This is a genomic window from Flavobacterium flavipigmentatum, assembly GCF_020911905.1.
GTDB classification, from domain to species: domain Bacteria; phylum Bacteroidota; class Bacteroidia; order Flavobacteriales; family Flavobacteriaceae; genus Flavobacterium; species Flavobacterium flavipigmentatum.
The window spans coordinates 3,610,465-3,630,140 of record NZ_CP087133.1 but is presented as its reverse complement, the minus strand read 5'-3'; the positions used below and the strand labels follow the sequence as shown (position 1 = coordinate 3,630,140).

General features: G+C 35.4%; 22 protein-coding genes. 7 read left to right on the top strand and 15 right to left on the bottom strand.

Annotated elements, in window-relative coordinates; translation table 11 throughout:
- Positions 1-11: 11 nt before the first annotated feature.
- The 6 genes from LNP22_RS15575 to rsfS form a co-directional block, all read right to left on the bottom strand.
- A complete protein-coding gene (locus LNP22_RS15575) occupies positions 12-275 on the bottom strand; it encodes an acyl-CoA-binding protein (protein ID WP_229974283.1) in 264 nt (87 codons plus the stop codon).
- Entirely contained in the window at positions 276-929 is a 654-nt protein-coding gene (locus LNP22_RS15570) for a phosphatidylserine decarboxylase family protein (protein ID WP_229974282.1), read from the bottom strand.
- A complete protein-coding gene (locus LNP22_RS15565; RefSeq protein WP_229974281.1) occupies positions 919-1,806 on the bottom strand; it encodes a phosphatidate cytidylyltransferase in 888 nt (295 codons plus the stop codon). The genes LNP22_RS15570 and LNP22_RS15565 overlap by 11 nt, the downstream gene beginning before the upstream one ends.
- Before the next feature lies 1 nt (position 1,807).
- Positions 1,808-2,410 carry a lactate utilization protein gene (locus tag LNP22_RS15560; RefSeq protein WP_229974280.1) on the bottom strand — a complete coding sequence of 201 codons (603 nt, stop codon included), beginning with the start codon at positions 2,408-2,410 and terminating at the stop codon, positions 1,808-1,810.
- Positions 2,411-2,524: 114 nt separating this feature from the next.
- A complete protein-coding gene (gene ftsH / locus LNP22_RS15555; RefSeq protein ID WP_210667953.1) occupies positions 2,525-4,450 on the bottom strand; it encodes an ATP-dependent zinc metalloprotease FtsH in 1,926 nt (641 codons plus the stop codon).
- Positions 4,451-4,465: 15 nt separating this feature from the next.
- Complete coding sequence (rsfS, locus tag LNP22_RS15550) at positions 4,466-4,837, bottom strand: ribosome silencing factor (RefSeq protein WP_007809313.1); 372 nt, start codon at positions 4,835-4,837, stop codon at positions 4,466-4,468.
- Positions 4,838-4,929: 92 nt separating this feature from the next.
- Here rsfS and LNP22_RS15545 point away from each other — a divergent pair, with 92 nt between their 5' ends.
- Entirely contained in the window at positions 4,930-5,658 is a 729-nt protein-coding gene (locus tag LNP22_RS15545) for a biotin--[acetyl-CoA-carboxylase] ligase (protein WP_229974279.1), read from the top strand.
- A gap of 135 nt (positions 5,659-5,793) precedes the next feature.
- Here the strand turns inward: LNP22_RS15545 and LNP22_RS15540 are convergent, their stop codons facing one another.
- Together LNP22_RS15540 and pyrE are read right to left on the bottom strand one after the other, a co-directional pair.
- Complete coding sequence (locus tag LNP22_RS15540) at positions 5,794-6,186, bottom strand: SRPBCC family protein (RefSeq protein WP_229974278.1); 393 nt, start codon at positions 6,184-6,186, stop codon at positions 5,794-5,796.
- 159 nt (positions 6,187-6,345) lie between these two features.
- Positions 6,346-6,990, bottom strand: coding sequence for an orotate phosphoribosyltransferase (pyrE, locus tag LNP22_RS15535; RefSeq protein ID WP_210667948.1), 645 nt, complete (start codon positions 6,988-6,990; stop codon positions 6,346-6,348).
- Between the two features lie 7 nt (positions 6,991-6,997).
- Here pyrE and LNP22_RS15530 point away from each other — a divergent pair, with 7 nt between their 5' ends.
- Entirely contained in the window at positions 6,998-7,609 is a 612-nt protein-coding gene (locus tag LNP22_RS15530) for an NUDIX hydrolase (protein WP_210667946.1), read from the top strand.
- An 865-nt stretch (positions 7,610-8,474) separates the two neighbouring features.
- On the opposite strand, the gene LNP22_RS15525 is transcribed toward LNP22_RS15530, so the two are convergent.
- Positions 8,475-10,202, bottom strand: coding sequence for a M14 family metallopeptidase (locus tag LNP22_RS15525; RefSeq protein WP_229974277.1), 1,728 nt, complete (start codon positions 10,200-10,202; stop codon positions 8,475-8,477).
- Positions 10,203-10,371: 169 nt separating this feature from the next.
- Here LNP22_RS15525 and LNP22_RS15520 point away from each other — a divergent pair, with 169 nt between their 5' ends.
- Complete coding sequence (locus tag LNP22_RS15520) at positions 10,372-11,721, top strand: DEAD/DEAH box helicase (protein WP_229974276.1); 1,350 nt, start codon at positions 10,372-10,374, stop codon at positions 11,719-11,721.
- A 216-nt stretch (positions 11,722-11,937) separates the two neighbouring features.
- Entirely contained in the window at positions 11,938-12,384 is a 447-nt protein-coding gene (locus tag LNP22_RS15515; RefSeq protein ID WP_210667653.1) for a hypothetical protein, read from the top strand.
- A 126-nt stretch (positions 12,385-12,510) separates the two neighbouring features.
- Here LNP22_RS15515 and LNP22_RS15510 read toward each other — a convergent pair whose 3' ends face one another.
- The 4 genes from LNP22_RS15510 to LNP22_RS15495 form a co-directional block, all read right to left on the bottom strand.
- Positions 12,511-13,089 (bottom strand): PhnA domain-containing protein, encoded by a 579-nt coding sequence (locus LNP22_RS15510; protein WP_229974275.1) that lies wholly within the window; start codon positions 13,087-13,089, stop codon positions 12,511-12,513.
- A gap of 193 nt (positions 13,090-13,282) precedes the next feature.
- Positions 13,283-13,741: a pantetheine-phosphate adenylyltransferase gene (gene coaD, locus LNP22_RS15505; RefSeq protein ID WP_210667656.1), complete on the bottom strand. Its 459-nt coding sequence runs from the start codon at positions 13,739-13,741 to the stop codon at positions 13,283-13,285.
- A gap of 128 nt (positions 13,742-13,869) precedes the next feature.
- The gene (locus LNP22_RS15500; RefSeq protein ID WP_229974274.1) at positions 13,870-14,562 is read right to left on the bottom strand and encodes a DUF421 domain-containing protein; all 693 of its coding nucleotides are present in this window, start codon (positions 14,560-14,562) and stop codon (positions 13,870-13,872) included.
- 180 nt (positions 14,563-14,742) lie between these two features.
- Entirely contained in the window at positions 14,743-15,714 is a 972-nt protein-coding gene (locus LNP22_RS15495) for a D-alanine--D-alanine ligase (RefSeq protein ID WP_229974273.1), read from the bottom strand.
- Positions 15,715-15,844: 130 nt separating this feature from the next.
- Between LNP22_RS15495 and LNP22_RS15490 the strand changes: the two genes are divergently transcribed.
- Genes LNP22_RS15490 through LNP22_RS15480 form a run of 3 tightly spaced genes read left to right on the top strand, consistent with a single transcriptional unit; the run spans position 15,845 to position 17,728 of the window.
- Positions 15,845-16,030: a hypothetical protein gene (locus LNP22_RS15490; RefSeq protein ID WP_229974272.1), complete on the top strand. Its 186-nt coding sequence runs from the start codon at positions 15,845-15,847 to the stop codon at positions 16,028-16,030.
- A gap of 41 nt (positions 16,031-16,071) precedes the next feature.
- Positions 16,072-16,692, top strand: coding sequence for a PASTA domain-containing protein (locus tag LNP22_RS15485; RefSeq protein WP_229974271.1), 621 nt, complete (start codon positions 16,072-16,074; stop codon positions 16,690-16,692).
- Positions 16,685-17,728 carry an RluA family pseudouridine synthase gene (locus tag LNP22_RS15480; RefSeq protein WP_229974270.1) on the top strand — a complete coding sequence of 348 codons (1,044 nt, stop codon included), beginning with the start codon at positions 16,685-16,687 and terminating at the stop codon, positions 17,726-17,728. The genes LNP22_RS15485 and LNP22_RS15480 overlap by 8 nt, the downstream gene beginning before the upstream one ends.
- 81 nt (positions 17,729-17,809) lie before the next feature.
- Here the strand turns inward: LNP22_RS15480 and LNP22_RS15475 are convergent, their stop codons facing one another.
- On the bottom strand, positions 17,810-18,424 hold the full coding sequence (locus LNP22_RS15475) for a hypothetical protein (RefSeq protein ID WP_229974269.1): 615 nt from the start codon (positions 18,422-18,424) through the stop codon (positions 17,810-17,812).
- Between the two features lie 4 nt (positions 18,425-18,428).
- Positions 18,429-19,670 carry an ATP-binding cassette domain-containing protein gene (locus tag LNP22_RS15470; protein WP_229974268.1) on the bottom strand — a complete coding sequence of 414 codons (1,242 nt, stop codon included), beginning with the start codon at positions 19,668-19,670 and terminating at the stop codon, positions 18,429-18,431.
- Positions 19,671-19,676 lie beyond the last annotated feature (6 nt).

Below are 19,676 nucleotides of genomic sequence, written 5' to 3'. Positions count from 1 at the left end.
ATTAATTATTTTTATGTTAACGAATTGATGATTTCGATATACTTTTCTTTAGCCTCATCTATAGAAAGATGACTAATCTGCATCCATGCATTTGTTTTAAAGGCATTTCGCAAGTCAAAATTTTCAGAGTGATTATAAATTGCAGTACCAAAAGTGGCTTGTTTATAATATGCATAAAGTCTTAATTGCACATCTTGTGGCAACGAAGATTGTGTCATCTGCAACGCTTTCTCAACGGCTTCTGTAAAACGAATATCTAAATTTTTGGCTGTCATTTAAGCTTTTGTGGCAATAATGGTTTTTCCTCCAATGGCTTTTTGGTTCAAAACGACATTGATTGGAGTACCTAAAGGTAAAAATAAATCTACTCTTGATCCAAATTTTATAAAACCTGCGTCTGTTCCCTGAATAACCTGCATTCCTTCTTGTGCATAATTGACAATTCTTCGGGCCAATGCACCAGCAATTTGGCGGTACAAAATTTGACCAAAGGTTTCGTTTTCTATTACAACAGTTGTTCTTTCGTTTTCTTCACTTGCTTTAGGATGCCAGGCAACTAGGAATTTTCCCGGGTGGTATTTACTAAATTTTATGATACCGTCTATGGCATAACGCGTAACGTGCACATTGATTGGTGACATAAAAATTGAAACTTGCAAACGTTTATCTTTAAAAAACTCTCCTTCGTATACTTCTTCAATTACGACCACTTTTCCGTCTACAGGAGCAAGAATATGATCACTGTTTCTTATTGCGATTCTTTTTGGATTTCTGAAGAATTGCAAAATGATAATCAAAATTACCAAAGCAGCTAACTGAATCAGCATTCTTAGCCAATTGATATCAATAAATTTGTCAGCAAGTAATAGTACTGCAACAGTAAAAACTGTGCCTAATAAAATGGATGGGGCTCCTTCTTTATGAAACATAATATAAGATTTGGTAAAATAAATATATAATTGGTGCTACAAATATAACACTATCTAGTCTATCTAGAACACCTCCGTGTCCTGGCATGATCGATCCGCTGTCTTTTACACCCGCAACTCGTTTGAATTTTGATTCGACCAAATCACCAATAGTGCCGAAAACACTAACTATAAGAGCGATAATTGTCCAGATCAAAATAGACATATTTCTAAATTCTGGATTAGGCCTGATGTAAAATTTTGAAATTAAAAAACCGGCAAGTGCTGCAAAAATAACGCCACCAAAAAAACCTTCGATGGTTTTTTTAGGTGAAATACGTTCAAATAATTTGTGTTTTCCTATTGACTTTCCTACCAAATAAGCAAAAGTGTCATTGGTCCAAATAAGTACAAATAGACCAATTATGATTTTAGGATTGTAATTTTTAATTCCAAATGAAATTTTAGTGATAAAAATAAAAGGCAACGTAATGTATCCTATTAAGTAAATGTATTTGGATAATTTACTAATGCTCTGGCTCTCATCAAATAAAAAGAAAATACATTTGATAGAAACTAAGAGCGTTATCGCTAGAAGGATAATAAATAATAAATCAGTATCAACTGTAATCTCAACTTCTTTTTTTAGAAGTTTATTAAAGTAATTTTCGGTCTCGGTTTTATAAAAACTGACCAAAACAATCGATGTATAAATAAGGTAAACAAAGGTAAGTGCAAAAACTTTGTTGATTTTTGCCAAATTGCAAAATTCATAAGTTGCAATAATTAGAAAAATACCAAAAAGGATAATAAAGCTTTCAGTAGAAAACAAAATAGATGTTAGTAATAAAGCGATATAAACAGCACCAGAAATGGTTCTTTTAAGTGTTTCATTCATCTTAAAGATCTTCTAGAAGCAATAAATAAAGGTTTTTAGCAACACTTCCGTACTGTGTAAAATCTTCTTCCTTCGCTTTTTCAAAATATTTTATTGTGGTAATATTAGTAGGATAGTCTCTCTCATACTTTCTTTTGATAGCACTTAAGCCATCGCTTTTTACAGAAAGAATCTGACTCGTGGTCGCAATAATTACAATGTTTGCGGGTAACTCATTTGGCTTGTTTTGTTTAATTTGTTTTGAAGAAAATAAAATAGATCCTTCGTCTGCAATTAAATTTTCGCAAGTAGCCAATAAAAATTTAGGTTTTACAGGAGCAGTATAAAGTAACTTGTTTTCGTCTAATAAATTAAAAAGCGCTGGTTCATAACATAACACTTCATTTTCAAACCAATCATTTTCTTCTAAAATATTTTCAAATTGTTCAGCAACTTCTTGTTTGTTTTCACAATATAAAAATTTGCCTCCATTTTTTTTAAAATTAAAAATGAAGCGCTCATCTATAGATAAATGGCTATCCGAAATAGAACCCGCATATTCACTTACATTTTCTTCTTCGGAAGAGGCATTGCTCGAACCAAATAATTTTTTGAAAAAACTCATTATAGCTGAAATACTTTATATATTAATTTGAAATCGTTCAAAGATAAAAAAATCTTAATTCAAAAGCCTGTTTTGAATTAAGATTTTAATAATTATTAGATATTTTGTTAAAGCTTAGGAAACTACTTCTTCAAGATTTTTATCAAAAGTACGTTTTCCAAAAATTGTTTCTAAGTCGTCCTTAAAGATTACTTCTTTTTCAATTAAAATATCAGCAAGTTGATTCAGCTTGTCTTTATTTTCTTCAAGAATGTTAATAGCTCTTTGGTATTGACCTTCAATCAAATCTGAGATTTCTTTGTCAATTACTTTTGCTGTTTCATCAGAATAGGGTTTAGAAAAATTGTATTCGCTTTGTCCTGTAGAATCGTAATACGTAACATTTCCTATTTTGTCATTCAGACCATAAATTGTTACCATGGCACGAGCCTGACGCGTTACTTTTTCTAAATCACTTAAAGCTCCTGTAGAAATTCTGTCAAAAGTTACTTTTTCAGCAGCTCTTCCACCCATTGTAGCGCACATTTCGTCCAACATTTGATCTGTTCTCACAATTTGACGTTCTTCAGGAAGATACCAAGCTGCTCCTAAACTTTGTCCGCGAGGTACAATAGTTACTTTAATAAGTGGTGCAGCATGTTCTAACATCCAGCTTACAGTTGCATGTCCGGCTTCGTGAATAGCAATAGCTCTTTTTTCTTCTGGTGTGATAATTTTGTTTTTCTTTTCAAGACCGCCAATAATTCTGTCTACTGCGTCAAGAAAATCTTGCTTGTCTACAGCAGTTTTGTTGTAACGCGCAGCAATTAAAGCAGCTTCGTTACAAACATTTGCAATATCTGCACCTGAGAAACCTGGAGTTTGCTTGGCTAAGAAGTCTAAATCAAGACCTTCTACTTTTTTGATAGGAGCTAAATGCACGGCAAAGATTTCTGCTCTTTCGCGAATGTCTGGTAAGTCAACAAAAATTTGTCTGTCAAAACGACCCGCACGCATTAAAGCTTTGTCTAAAACATCGGCTCTGTTGGTTGCAGCCAAAACAATTACGTTTGAGTTCGTACCAAAACCATCCATTTCTGTCAATAATTGGTTCAAAGTATTTTCTCTTTCATCGTTTCCGCCCGACATATTGCTTTTTCCTCTGGCTCTACCTACAGCATCAATTTCGTCAATAAAAATGATAGCCGGTGATTTTTCTTTGGCTTGCTTGAATAAATCACGTACTCTTGATGCACCAACACCCACAAACATCTCAACAAAATCAGATCCCGACAATGAGAAGAAAGGTACTTGAGCTTCGCCTGCTACAGCTTTTGCCAATAACGTTTTTCCGGTTCCCGGAGGTCCTACAAGTAAGGCTCCTTTTGGAATTTTACCTCCAAGATTGGTGTATTTTTCAGGGTTTTTAAGGAATTCTACAATTTCCTGAATTTCCTCTTTTGCACCTTCTAAACCGGCAACATCTTTAAACGTAGTTTTAATATCTGTCTTTTCGTCAAATAACTTAGCTTTCGATTTTCCGATGTTAAAAATTTGTCCGCCACCGCCACCGGCACCGCCAGACATTTTACGCATAATAAAAATCCAAACACCAATAATAATGATGATAGGAAGTAAGCTGATTAAAATATCGCTCCAGTTGTTTTTTTCCTGAAAAGAATAATTTTTTATCTTTTTCTGGGCATAAGCAAGTTGTAAGGTTTTTTCAAAATTCTGAATATCACCAATTTTTACAACATAATGCGGTCCTTTGTTCGGTCTTTTAAACATATCTTCAGCTACTTTTTTGTTAGCTGGGTTTTTAAGAGCCGCATCCGTTAGAAACACTTCTGTTTCTGACTTGTTATAAATTATTACCTTTTCAATTTCTCCTTTTTGCAAAAGATTATTGAAGTTAGGAGGTGATAATTGTATTGGTTCGCTTAAGTTTGATCCTCCAGTTGTAAAACTGATAACCAAGAAAACCAAAAGTATTGCGGTATAAATTAACCAAGGACTTATTTTAAATTTATTCTGATTCGGATTATTATCTTTAGCCATTAGAAGAAAATTTCTTTAATATTTGTTTTCGATTGTAGTTATTTTAGCGTCACCCCAAAGACTCTCGATATTATAGTATTCGCGAATGTGTTTCTGGAAAACGTGTACCACAATGTGTACATAATCCATCAATACCCATTCTGCGTTATCGGTGCCTTCTACATGCCAAGGTTTGTCTTTAAGATCTTTGGATACTGTTTTTTGAATTGAGTTTACAATAGCATTCACCTGAGTGTTTGAGCTACCGTTGCAAATAACAAAATAGTCACAAACTGCTGTGTCTATTTCTCGTAAGTCAAGAATATCAATGTCATTTCCTTTTACTTCTTCAATTCCTTTGATTATGTTCGCCAATAGAACATCATTGTTTATAGTCTTTTTCGCCATGAATTATTTATATGAATTTGTAAAGTTACCAAATTTTGTTATTATTTTTGAACCTTAACAAAATATTAAATTAAGTTATTTAAATTACTTGAATGAAACTAATCAAACTCGATGCCATAGATTCTACAAATGATTTCCTGAAAGCACTAGCAAGCCACGATGAACCTGATAATTTTACCGTAGTAACAGCTGAAACTCAGAGCAAAGGCAAAGGGCAAATGGGGGCAAAGTGGCAATCTGAGTCGGGTAAAAACTTAATTATGAGTGTCTTGGTAAAGGATTTTGTATTTGATAATCAGCAGGTTTTCGACCTCACAGTCGTAGTCGCATTGTCGGTAACTGAGGTATTAAAATCGTTGAATATTCCTGATATAAGCATAAAATGGCCTAACGACATTATGTCATACAATAAGAAAGTGGGTGGCATACTGATAGAAAATACGCTCAAAAGTGATGGCAGAATCGTGTCAGTAGTCGGATTAGGGCTTAATGTTAACCAAACCAATTTCGAAAATCTGCCTAATGCTTCCTCATTGGCTTTGATTGCCAAAACGCAATTCGATAAGGAAATCTTTCCTAATTTGATTGTCGAAAAAATAAAAGAAAAAATCACTCTGTGGCCCACTCATTCCACACTGTTTTGGAGCGAGTATTTTGATGCTTTGTTTCGAAAAGGAGTTCCAATGGCTTTTAAAAATCTCGAAAATCAAAATTTTATGGGAATCATTCAGGGCGTTTCTTCCTCAGGAAAAGTTCAGATTTTACTCGAAGACGACTCTATATCTGAGTTTGATATTAAAGAAGTTCAGATGCTTTATTAGGGAGGTTCTGAGCCACTGAGTTATTAAGTTGCTAAGTTTTTGGCTTTGTAAGATGTATTAGAATGTTGTTTCAAAATAGCACAAAAAAAGCCTGATGATCAACATCAGGCTCTTATATTTTTATTTTCTGTCGATTTACAATTTGGTCATGTTATTGGCCAAAGTTTCAATAAATTTACCAATCGGCCCTTTGATCATCATGGCCATCATCGGATTAAAATCTCCTTCAAAATCCAGTTTTACAGTACTAGAAGTATCAGACTCACTTTCTATATTCGAAACCAAAGTAAAAGGTAGTTTATCACTTGCAGCTCCCAAAACAATTTTGTTTGGAGCCGTTTTTTCTTTCATTTTCAGTTTTATTTCTGGCATTCCTTTCAGTCCAAAAATAAAAGCATCTTCGCCAATCACTTCAAATTTAGCAATATTATCCGGCATCAATTTTTCAAAATTCTTAACATCACTCAATAAATCAAACAATTCTTGTGCTGATTTCTGAACAGTAACTTTTGGACTCTCTAGGTTCATATAGTATTATTTATTTTTAACGCAAAGTGCGCATGGTTTTTTTATTATGATTGCGAATATCAAACGCAAAGTTCGCAAAGCTTTGTCGAAACAATTTTTAAATTCCAATAAAGATCGAAGCGATTTTTCAGAAAATCTTTACTCTTTACTCTTTACTCTTTACTCTTGTCCCCAAGTAGATGGCGTTTTGCTCCATTCCTGCAAAGCTGCCTGATCGTCCTCGGTAATATATTGCTTTTGAACTGCCAAATCCAGTAGATTCTCGTAGTTGCTCAACGTATACAAATCGATATTAGCGTTTTTAAAGTTCTCCTCTGCAACACCAAAACCGTACGTAAAAATCGCTGCCATTCCCTTAATGTTTGCACCCTCGTTGCGCAAGGCTTCTACAGCCATCAAGCTGCTGTTTCCGGTACTAATCAAGTCTTCTACCACCACCACATTCTGGCCTTTTTGCAAAAAGCCTTCTACTTGGTTTTGTCGGCCGTGTTTTTTAGGTTCGGGACGTACATACACAAACGGTAATCCGAGGCTTTCGGCCACCAAAATACCGATTCCAATGGCACCAGTAGCGACACCGGCTATCACATCGGGTTTGCCAAATTGTTTTTCTATATTTTTCGCAAATTCATCACGAATGTAGTTTCGGATGGGCGGAAATGAAAGAATTAACCTATTATCACAATAAATAGGCGACTTCCAGCCAGAAGCCCATGTAAAAGGATTTTCTGGATTCAATTTAATTGCATTTATTTGCAAAAGCAATTCTGCTGTTTTTTCGGCGGTATCTTTATTAAAAATCATAGTACAAATGTATAAAGTTTTTGTGAACGACAAACCACTTTTTTTGACAAATGAAATCTCTAAGGAGACTAATTTTCAAATATTCTTGTTAGAAAGTATTGATATCGAACAACTTATCGTAAAGATATTTCAAAATAAAATACAATCGGCATATTTATACCATCCTGACGAAAAGGAAATAATGAAAACTTTGAAGACTAAAATTCCTGTTAATAAAGCCGGTGGTGGACTGGTTTTTAACAAGAAAGGCGAAGTTTTATTTATCTTCAGAAATGGTAAGTGGGATCTGCCAAAAGGCGGAATCGAGAAAGGCGAGGAGATCGAAGACACCGCAATGCGCGAAGTAGAAGAAGAAACCGGGGTCGGAAAACTCAGAATCACAGGCAAACTTCAAAAAACATATCACGTTTTTAAACGCAACGGAAAATACAAACTCAAAATCACACATTGGTTCGAAATGCATTCCGATTTCGAAGGAACACCGCAAGGACAACTCGATGAAGGCATCGAAAAAGTAGCCTGGCTCAACCCCGAGCAAATCAAAGAAGCCCTAAAAAACTCATACGAAAACATCAAATTATTATTTGAGGAAGAAAAGAAAGTCTCTATTAAAGAATAAAGCTTCTAAGTCGCTAAGTTGCTGAGAAACTGAGTCTCTACTTTACAGGGCGTGCCACCATCCCGATAAGAGGGCTAAAGTACGTTGCGCATATACGCCCTCTTATCGGGATGCTGTCGGGCTATTCGCGCTACTTCGGTAGCTTGCTACTATCCCTCACGCGGAGCTTCACTTTGTAGCTATTTGTTTCATGTTTTCTTTGTTTCAGGTCTTTCCTGCGCTAGTGCGAGCATCCTGCTGTGCCTATTTTAAATTTTAGATATAGTTGATCTAGATTGTGTTCAAGAGCGTGACGCTCGGAATGGCTGGGAGTTTAAATCTCTCAAATATAATACCTTAAAAAGATAATTTTGCTTTAAACCATCAACTTATGCATGATTTTAGAGCTGTCGAGGAGTTTAAAACCCCTCATTTGGGGTTCTGAGCTCCTCCGTTGGGGTTCCGAACCCCAAAAATGACGTTCCAGACGTCAAAAATGACGTTCCTGACGTCAAATTATACGTTAGCAGACGTCAAATTTGGGGTTCCGAACCCCAAAAATGACGTTCCGGACGTCAAAAATGACGTTCCAGACGTCAAATTATACGTTACCAGATGTCAAATTTGGGGTTCAGAACCCCAAAAATGAGGTTCGGAACGTCAAAGATGGGACTCGTAACCCCATCCACGGGGCTCAGAACCCCAACGATGCACCAAACAACGGCAAACGACCACTAAAAAGTCTAAAATTTCACATTTCACTTCCCACTTTTCACACACAAAACATTTCACTTCCCACATTTCACATGCAAAAAACATTTTACTTCCCACTTTTCACACACAAAAACATTTCACCTCTCACATTTCACATTTCACAAAAAAAAAATCACAAAATACGATAAACAGGATATTGCAAATGTGCCTTTTCATAATAAACAGAATGTTTGTAAATCCATTCTAGCTGGGCTTCGGGGCTTTTTGCAAATTCGGTGTCGGTTTGTTTTTTGGTTTCCAATTCAGCTTTCAGAGCGGGGTTGTCTTTTAGAAGTTGCGCTGCAGTATCTTCAAAAATATAGTTAGAATAATGCTCTTTTTGTTGCAAAATAGGGTCGAAGAAATTCCAATTAAAAAAAGAATCAACACCTTCGGGTTCAAAAGCTTCTACAAGATATTTTACACCTTTTTGTTGGGTTGGTATTAGATAATCGCCTTTGGCAAAAGTCATTTTTATAAGGGTAGAATTTACTGCAGTATTGTAGTGCAAATAATGTCCTTCATAGGCATTTGGAACCGTTTTGAAACTCGCCATTTTATAACTTTCAACTTCAATAATCGTATCATTTTGAAACTGCTGATACGTAATTCCATTGTTTTTTAGCAGGTCAATAATGTTCCAATAGCCTCTCGGAATCACATACGCACTCGGAATCACAACTTCCTTAACCGACTTGAATTCTTTGATGTACGGAACGTCCTTTTTGTACGGTTTGCTACGGTCATAATACAATCGGTTTCCTGCCGTGGCCTCGCTCTTTTTGTAGCCCGCTTCATACCCTAAAAACGAAAAAGTAGTGGCTTTTGTACTGTCTAATGCCCACTGCAAAGTATAGGTTTTTTTGGGCTGGTATTGTTGCAGGTTTTGTACACGAAGCGTTTTGATTTTTTGATAATTTGCATCGGTAAAATCGAGAGTCGTTTTCATGTACTCGTAGGTTACTTTTACACGCTCGGCATATTTTTTTAGCATGTGTGTTTCTACCACAAACCCAATGGTATTAAACAGTGATGTGTAACCCGTAGTATACCTCGGGCTATCGACAAACTGCCCAAATCCTTTGTCCGGAGTGTCTCTAAAAGAGTCGACATAAGGCGTTGTTTCTATCTTTTTGTTTTGTAAATCTTTTACCAAAGCAGGCATCATTTCGGCATTCATAAAATCGCCCAAAACGGTTCCTAATTTGTTGTGCTGCGTCATGATATAGGTGAGTTTGTATTGATAATCGGCACCATTGCTCACGTGATTATCGATAAAAACATCGGCATTTATTTTCTGAAAGATTTCGACAAAACTCTTGGTATTTCGAGTGTCCGATTTTATCAAATCACGATTCAGGTCATAGTTTCTGGCGTTGCCTCTAAAACCGTAAATTTCTGGCCCGTCCTGATTGGCTCTTGTAGTCGAGTTTCGATTCAAAGCGCCTCCAATATTATAGACCGGTATGCAAACAAGTACCGTATTTTTTGGACTTTTTATTTTTCCGATAGCTAAATCTCGGTACAGTTGCATTGTGGCATCGATGCCATCGGGCTCACCGGCATGAATTCCGTTATTGATAAAAAGTACGGCTTTATTCTTTTGAATTTTCTCAAAATCAAATTCTTTCTCAGGATTATAAATGATCATGTGCAAAGGTTCTCCAGAGTCTGTCAGTCCCATTTCGACCATCTTTATAGTGGCAAAATCAGTTGCTAAAAGTTTGTAATAGGCAATAGTTTCAGGATACGAAGCAGCTTGGTTTCCGTTTCCTTTTTCGAAAAAAGTATCGTATTTTTTAGTGTTTTGAGCGAAAATTGCAATGGTGAAAAGCAAAAAGGGCAATGTAAAAAGTTTCATGATTTTGGTTTTAATAGAAATCAAATATAAAGGTTTTAGTTTTATTTGTTTGAAGTTTCAGGTTTCAAGTTGATGAACTTTGTGCTATTCCTTGTGTCTTTGCGGTTAATAAACCTGAAACCTGAAACAAGAAAAACCTCAAACAACTTTTTTTAACTACTTTTGCAAAATGAATAAAAAACACCATTCCAATAACATACTTTCGAATTTAGGAATTGAGCGCCTAAACGAAATGCAGGAAGTAGCGCAAGACGCTATTTTGAACGATAACAATGTTTTATTACTTTCTCCGACAGGATCAGGAAAAACATTGGCTTTTTTGTTGCCTATTTTAGAACTATTACAACCCGAAATTCTCTCGGTACAATGTTTGATTTTGGTGCCTTCACGCGAATTAGGTTTGCAAATCGAGCAGGTCTGGAAAAAAATGGGTACCGATTATAAAGTCAATATTTGTTACGGAGGTCACTCTATAGATACCGAAATCAAGAATCTGAGCAATCCGCCAGCCGTTTTGATTGGAACTCCGGGTAGAATTGCGGATCATATTGACAGAGAAACTTTTCGTACCGATAAAATTCAGACTTTGATTTTGGATGAATTTGACAAATCGTTGCAATTGGGTTTTCATGAGCAGATGTCATATATTATTGGCAAATTATCAAAACTAAACAAGCGTGTTTTGGTTTCGGCTACATCCGATATCGAGATTCCGAAATATACTCGCGTGATCAATCCAACGGTGTTAGATTTTATTCCCGAGGAAGAAGAAAAGTCTAATCTTTCGATGAAGATGATTGTGTCGCCCTCCAAAGATAAATTAGGAAGTCTCTTCAACTTAATTTGCTCGCTGAAATCGCAATCGGCTATTATTTTCTGTAATCACCGTGATGCCGCAGAGCGCATCAGCGATACCTTGAACGAAAAGGGTATCTATGCCACTTATTATCATGGCGGGATGGATCAGGACGAGCGTGAGCGTGCTTTGATTCAGTTTAGAAACGGCAGTGTGAGTTACCTTATTACAACCGATTTGGCTGCACGTGGTTTGGATATTCCAGAAATGAAACACGTTATTCATTATCATTTACCATTAAAAGAAGACGAGTTTACACATCGTAATGGTCGTACAGCGCGTATGCAGGCCTCTGGTACTGCCTATATTATCATTCACGAAAGTGAAAAAGAATTGGATTACATCGACTACGGAATGGATGTTTTGAAAGTTGAAAATGCGACAACTTTGCCAAAACCACCCGAATATCAGACCATTTATATAAGTGGCGGAAAGAAAACGAAACTGAACAAAATTGATATTGTAGGTTTCTTTTCTCAGAAAGGAAAACTCGAAAAGGGAGATTTAGGTTTGATAGAAGTCAAAGACTTTATTTCGTTTGCAGCGGTAAAATTTAGTAAGGTAAAAGACTTGCTTCATAATATCAAAGACGAGAAAATGAAAGGCAAGAAATTTAAAATAGAAGTGGCTAGAAAAGTCGTGAAGAAAGAGGAGGAAAGGTAAACGGATGTGTTTTTTAAAAAAAAATTGTACTATTTTTTTTAGACTTGTTTTTACTTGAATTTATTATCTAATTCATTGATTTTAAGTTGATTATGTCTTAATAGAGCAGATTATAAACAATTTCCTTAATTAAATGTTAATAAAATAACGCCATAAACTGGATTTTCTCAGATTTTTTCCGTTTTTTTAATCCCAAATAAAAACCCCAAATTAGTTATGAAAAGAATTATTACGATTGCCGTTTTGATGTTTAGTGTTGTGTCTTTTGCTCAAATAAAAGTACTTGAAACTGTACCAGTAGAGAAATTAGGAAAGGTAAATAACAACTACATTCAGAAAATTGGAGATGAATATACAGTGTATTACACTGCTATTCAGAGCGATGACGAATCTTCAACTATGAAAAAGTTTACATTTAAGAATGTTAACAATGATTATGCAAGTCTTTACACGATTATTATGAATGGTTTTAATGCAAATCCGTTGTATGATATCAAATTAGAATTACCTAATAATTATATTTGGTTGCATTATACAGGAAGTGTGATTCCAGAGAAAGCGACTGTGCAGTTTATGGTTTCAAACAAAGACGATTCTTCTGCTACAAGCAGTATTTCTGAGCCATTTGTAAGAGATCAAATCAATAAATTGTTTCAAAAATAATTTACTTTTTAGTATAGGATTAAAAAAGGCTATTCATATCGAATAGCCTTTTTTAGTTTTATGGAGTTTAAGGTTTCAGAAAACCTCTGCATCTTTGTCTCTATGCACCTCTGAACCTTAAATAAATTATATTTTCTTAACGTATTGGGTGATAATCACGATTTGCTGACCATCTACTTTTCCCTCAATATATTCTGCATTTTCATGATCTAAACGAATGTTACGAACTGCAGTTCCTTGTTTGGCGACCATGCTGGATCCTTTTACTTTTAGATCTTTGATTAAAACCACAGAATCTCCATGTTCTAAAATTACGCCGTTACTATCACGGTGAATGATTTTATTTTCGTCATCTTCGCCTTCACCAGTTGCTTGCGCCCAAGCAAGAGTGTCTTCGTCTAAATACATCATATCCAGTAATTCTTTCGGCCAACCAGCAGCTCGCATGCGACTTAACATTCTCCAAGCGACAACTTGTACCGCTACATTCTCGTTCCACATGCTGTCGTTCAGGCATCTCCAGTGATTTAAATCTACATTATCTGGGTTTTCAATTTGGTCAATACAGGTTGTACAAGCCATGATGCTCTCGTCGAGACCACCTTTTTGAGTCGGTAATACCTGATATGCTTTTAAGTTTTCTTCTGCGCCACAAAGTTCACATTTTGACCCACTGCGTTTGCTTAATTCTCTTTCGATACTCATTGTTTAGTGTTTATTTGAAAGGCCGAAATTACTTATAATAGGCTTTGCTTGCAAGTTTATATTTTAATATAGTTTCTGATTTGTGAGTTTGATCAACGAATCAATTTCATGTTGGTTAGACATTTTTGGTATTCCATTTATATAACCAATGTTAGTTTGTTTGCTTCGTTCCTCGCAATGACTTTGCGATTGATTACTTCTTTACCCTAACCGCATCCGGAACCAACATTTCGTAATCGCCACCATTGCGCAATACATCTCTAACAATACTCGAACTGATGTAGGAGGTTCTTGCGGCAGTTAATAAAAATACGGTTTCGATTTTTGAAAGGCGTCTGTTGGTGTGTGCGATGGCTTTTTCAAATTCAAAATCGGCGGGATTGCGCAAACCTCTTAAAATGAAATTTGCTTTTAGTTTTTTGGCTAAATCAATCGTTAATCCTTCATACGTGATAACAGAGATTTTTGGTTCGTCTTTAAAAGTTTCCTCAATAAAGCGTTTTCTTTCTTCTAGGGAAAACATGTATTTTTTTTCGGCATTGACACCAATCGCAATAACGATTTCATCAAAAAGAGAAATTCCTCTTTTGATAATGTCTTCGTGACCTAACGTAATCGGATCAAATGATCCTGGAAATATGGCTTTTCTCATTTTTTAAGGTTCAGAGGTTCAAAGTTACAAAGGTTGAAAGTTTTTTAGAACAACACATTGCGCTTTATTGTTTTTTGAGTTTCTAAGGTTCTGAGTGGCTAAGGTAGTAAGATTTTATATTTGAATACTTATGTTATTCTGAGTGTGTTTATGGCTTCTACCCATTCTTCTTTTTTGCAAACAGTACATTTTGCCGTTCCTGCTTTTTGTTCTTCAGTATGACCGCAAAATGTACAGGCATGAATGCCATCATTTTTTATAATTTTACTTTTTTTATTGAAGGATTCCGGTAAAATAGGCAGACCATATTTTACTTCTTTTTCTTCGTAATAGAAAACACTTATTTCACCGCTGGTTTCGATAAAAGCATATTTTACCTGTCCCAAATGTTCGACAGATTTGATGCGAAGTTCTGCGAAAAACTCATCTTGAGCAAGACTTTCTTTTTTAAATGAAGCAATTGAAAACTTACCTTCTTTGATAAGACATTCAGTTTTACCTTCAATAAATTCTTCAAATTTTTTACTTTTTCCGGTTAACCAGGTTACCAATCGATATAGTACGATAATTACAATAAAAACGATTGCAGCAGGTACAATACCAACATCTTCATAAAACATTGGATCGCCTGCTGCTGAACCCAATGCAATGATGATCACGGTTTCAAAAATTGACAATTGTTTGACACCTCGTTTTCCTGCCAGCTTTAAAGTCAGTAATAAAATGGCGAACATTATCGTAGAACGAAATATCACTTCAAAAATGAAACTCGCAGGTAAATCGTTGAAAAGTAATCTATTCCATTCAAATATATCTTTCATTTTTTTGAGGTGCTGAGATTCTTAGTTACTAAGTTTCTGAGGTTTGTTGTATTCTGATAAAAGAATTGTTTTTATTAATCAATTTTGAGATTTCAGTTCGACTTAGTTTTACAATTATATATATGTTAATAAAAAAGGTTCTGAGATCTAAGCCACTTAGTATCTCAGAACCTTAGCATCTTAAACTAAAGCCAACTCTATTGCGTTGGTAAATAAATCTTCTAAAGAAATTCCGGCGGCTTTGGCTTGTTGTGGAATCAGACTTTCTGTGGTTAGCCCTGGAATAGTATTCATCTCCAGCATGTGTGGTTCGTTGTTTACAATGATGAATTCACTTCTGGAGAATCCTTTCATTTTTAAGACTTCGTATGCACGTTTGGCGGTATCACTTATTTTTTGCGTTAGTTGGTCTGAGATTCTTGCGGGGGTAATTTCCTGTGATTTTCCTTCGTATTTGGCTTCGTAATCAAAGAAATCATTGTCTGATACAATTTCGGTGATCGGTAAAACGGTGATTTTTCCTTTGTAATTAATGACACCAACCGAAACTTCGGTTCCGTCAAGGAAACTTTCTATGATGATTTCGTTGTCTTCTTTGTACGCAACTTCAATAGCAATTGGCAATTCTGCTGCCGTTTTTACTTTGGAGATTCCGAAGCTTGAACCTGCTTTGTTGGGTTTTACGAAACAAGGGAGACCCACTTTTTTTACGATTTCGTCTGTATTGATTACATCACCTTTGTTAAGGTAATACGAAATGGCTGTTTTGATGCCGTATGGTTTTAAAATCGATAACAAGTCGCGTTTGTTGAAGGTTACCGCCGCTTGATAATAATCGCATGAGGTTTGCGGAATCTGCAATAGCTGAAAATAAGCCTGCATTAATCCATCTTCGCCTGGTGAACCGTGTATGGCATTAAAAACACAGTCGAATTTGATTTTTTCGCCGTTTATTGTTACTGAAAAATCATTTTTATCAATTGGGAATTCAGCATCATTATCATCTACATAGACCCATTTTTCTTTAAAAATATGAATACGGAATCCGTTGTATTTTGTTTTGTCAAGGTATTGTTTTACGACGTTTCCTGAGATAAGCGAAATTTTGTACTCGCTTGAATATCCGCCCATGATAATGGCTATGTTTTTCATTGATTTGATGTTTATTTGTTTAATCGTTTAATTTGTTTCAGGTTTTGTCGGACTTCGACTTTGCTACGTCTGACAAGATTGTTAAAATTTCTTTTTTTTTAGAATGCCAAATAGTAATGAAAAGATCTTTTTGAAAACCAGAGCCCTAGCCCTGATGGGAGCGGCATCTCCCGATTTAGAAAAACAAGGCTTTTTAGCCGTAGTTTTTGTTAATCGGGAATACAGCGGACAGCAGGAAATAGCTCCTGACAATGACCATGCTCAGGATGACAATTTGATTCTTTCTTGCATTAAACAAAATTATCATTTTTTTTGAAACGAAATAGCTTTATCTTTGCCTCTAATAAAAATAAATTTATGAGTTTACGTAACTATTTAACAAGCCGTGTGTTTTTTTTGCAAGTATTGCTTGCGGCTGCTATTATTGCGGTTTTAGCATATTTGTTTATGCATTGGTTGACTTTTACAACAGATCATGGGCATGAAATTGAGGTGCCAAATTTGGCTAAACTGACCGAAGAGCAAGTGGAAGAAAAATTGGATGAGCTGGACTTGGATTATGTGCTTCTGGACAGTGTTGATTATAAAAGTGGATTCCCTAAATACAGTGTTGTTGAGCAAGATCCGTTGCCGGGAACAAAGGTAAAAGTGGGTAGAAAAATATATATTAAAATTAATTCTTCGGGATTCTCGTCTGTTAGAATTCCCGATTTGATCGAAAAAACCTATCGTGAAGCCGTACCAACTCTTAAAGCTTTAGGGCTGGAGGAAGGAACAATAACGTATATTCCGAATTTAGGAAAAGATATGGTTCTGGAGATGCGTTACAAAGGAAGAAACTTAAAAGTAGGAGATCGTGTGCTGAAAGCCTCTAAAATTGATTTGGTTTTAGGAGACGGAAAAGCAACGTACGAAGATGAAGGTGAGGCGATGGATAGCACCGCTGTACCCACTACTGAAACACCAGCAAATGAATAATAGTATTGAAAATTTGGATTTGGAAGACGAATTATTCGAACATTTCAGATTTGAAGTCCCTAAAGGTCAAGCGTTTTTGCGTATTGATAAATATTTAATGAATTTGATTCAGAATGCGACTCGAAATAAAATTCAGAATGCCGCAACTGAAGGAAATATTTTTGTGAATGATATTCCGGTAAAATCAAATTATAAAGTAAAACCGTTTGATGTTGTAACCGTAATGCTGTCGCATCCTCCGTTTGAAAATCATATTCTTCCGGAAGATCTTCCGATAAACATTGTGTACGAAGACGAGGCTTTATTGCTAATTAACAAAGAGCCCGGAATGGTAGTGCATCCCGGTCACGGGAATTATACCGGAACTTTGGTAAATGCGTTGGCACATCATTTTGATAATTTGCCAATGAACAGCAGCGAACGTCCCGGTTTGGTACATCGAATAGATAAAGATACATCCGGACTTTTGGTAGTGGCCAAAACGGAAGCCGCAATGACGCATTTGGCTAAACAATTTGAAGCTAAAACTTCTGAACGCGAATATATCGCCCTTGTTTGGGGTAATGTTGCAGAGGAGGAAGGAACTATTGAAGGAAATTTGGCAAGGCACTTGAAAGATCGCATGCAAATGGCGGTTTTTGCAGATCCAGAAATCGGTAAACCTGCCATAACACATTATAAAGTTTTGGAGCGTTTTGGTTATGTAACTCTGATTTCATGTAAATTGGAAACCGGAAGAACACACCAAATTCGTGCGCACATGAAACATATTGGTCACCCGTTGTTTAATGACGAGCGCTACGGCGGTCATTTGATTCTAAAGGGAACTACTTTTACCAAATACAAGCAATTTATAGATAATTGTTTTAAAGCTTTGCCACGTCAGGCTTTGCATGCTAAAACATTGGGTTTCGTGCATCCGAATACAGGTGAAATGATGCGTTTTGATACCGAATTACCACAAGATTTTCAGGATTGTATTGAGAAATGGCGTAATTATGGAAAGACACATACTATGGATGAAGAAGAAAATTAATTAGATAATTTATCAATTAGAAAATTCGTATACTAAAAAAAGCTCCAAAAACAGGAGCTTTTTTTAGTATATCTAAATACTTTACTTCAAATTTTTAATAATTATATCAGTTATTTTAACCTTTCCGTTTGTTATAAATCCTAACTTTCCTTTTTGGCTTAAATTGTTACCAACGATAGCGCATTCTAAGGAAGTTTCATTATTTACTGAAAAAAATAAATGATTATTGAGAACTTTAATTTTAACCGAATACCATTTGTTGTTTTCTAAATTTATTGCCTTGGTAAATATACTTGGACCTCCATGTTTTCCGTACTCGTCACTGTTTTTATTGTAAACTCCTCTTCCTATGATAAGATTTTGGTCTATTTTATACAAGTAAGTTCTAATATATTTATTTTGATCAATATGAAGCATGATTTCAAATAAAGATTCCTGAATCACATTTACTTTAAGATTAATTTCGTAATTTTTTGAAAGCTTTTTTTTAGATTCTAAAACGCTCCATTTCAAAGGACTTCCAATGCCTATTAAAGTATCTTTGTCCAGAAACCATTCTTTTGAATCTAAATTCCAGTCTGATTTTAGTTCAGATTTTTGCGTTATTGCATAGCCTTTTTTTGTAGTTGAAATGGTATTGGAGCATGAAATCATTATTAGATTAAAAACTAATAATAGGGTATATTTAATTTTCATTTTTTTAATTTATCGTTTTATAGGACTTTATTTTTCCAGTTGATCCATTTAGAGAAGGAGTCAATTCGAACACAGAAGTAGGCGCAAGTCCAGATTCTATCCTGTGCGATACATACAAAATACTTACATTCGTTTCTTGTTTAATAGTATTGATGAGCTGAATTATCAAAGCTACATTTTCGTCATCGAGACCTTCTACAGGTTCGTCCAAAATCAATAAAGGCGGGTGTTTTAAGACGGCACGAACAATCAATGCCACTCTTTGTTGACCAATAGAAAGATCAATAAAACGTTTTTTTGCTAACGCACTCATTTTTATTACTTCGAGCCATTGCGTTACGATTTGCTTTTGCAAATTGGTTGGTTCAGTGTATAATCCGATAGAATCAAAAAAACCAGAAAGAATCATTTGTTCTAAAGTGTGGCCTTTTTGAAATAAATCGGTCATCGAAGTCGTAAAAATTCCAATTTGCTTTTTGATGTCCCAAATGCTTTCACCGCTTCCTTTTTTTCTTCCAAATAAAAATAAATTCTGACCAAAACCTTTTGGATTATCGCCTGTTATCAAAGATAAAATAGTGCTTTTACCAGAACCATTTGGGCCGATTAGCTGCCAGAATTCGCCTTGTTTGATCGTCCACGAAATGTTGTCTATGATTTTCCTTTCGTCATAACTTACCGAAACAGCTTCCATTTTTACTAATACACTTTCGTGAAAGGAATGTACCTCGAGCGCTTTAGGTATAGGGGTTGCCGTTAAGGGTTTAAAGTCTTTTTCTATTTTAGAAATCGAATGTAATTCGAAAGAATCATCGATTATTTGGGCTTTATTGGGCACAAAATCAAGTACATCTCCCCAACGATTGACCAGTTGAATGATGGCAATCTTACCCGTTAATTTTTCTAATGACTGCGCCAAAGTGGTTCGCGAAGCTTGATCCAAATGATCAAATGGATTATCAAAAATGATAAAATCAGGATTTTTCTCGAGACAGTATTTCAGGAATTGCTTTTTTCTTTCGCCTGACGAAAAAGTTCGTAATTGCCTGTGTTCATTTTGAGCAGCCTCGACACTGTCGTACTGATATTCCTGTTCGATAAATTTTTCGATAGCAATATCAGAAAAAAGAACTCCTTTTTTATTGTTAAAAATAGCTAATTCTCCTTTTACTTTCCCAGAGAGCAAAATATCAATAAAAGCCTTTTTGTTTACTTGATTCGAGAGTAAAATATCCCAATGTTGCATTAAAAA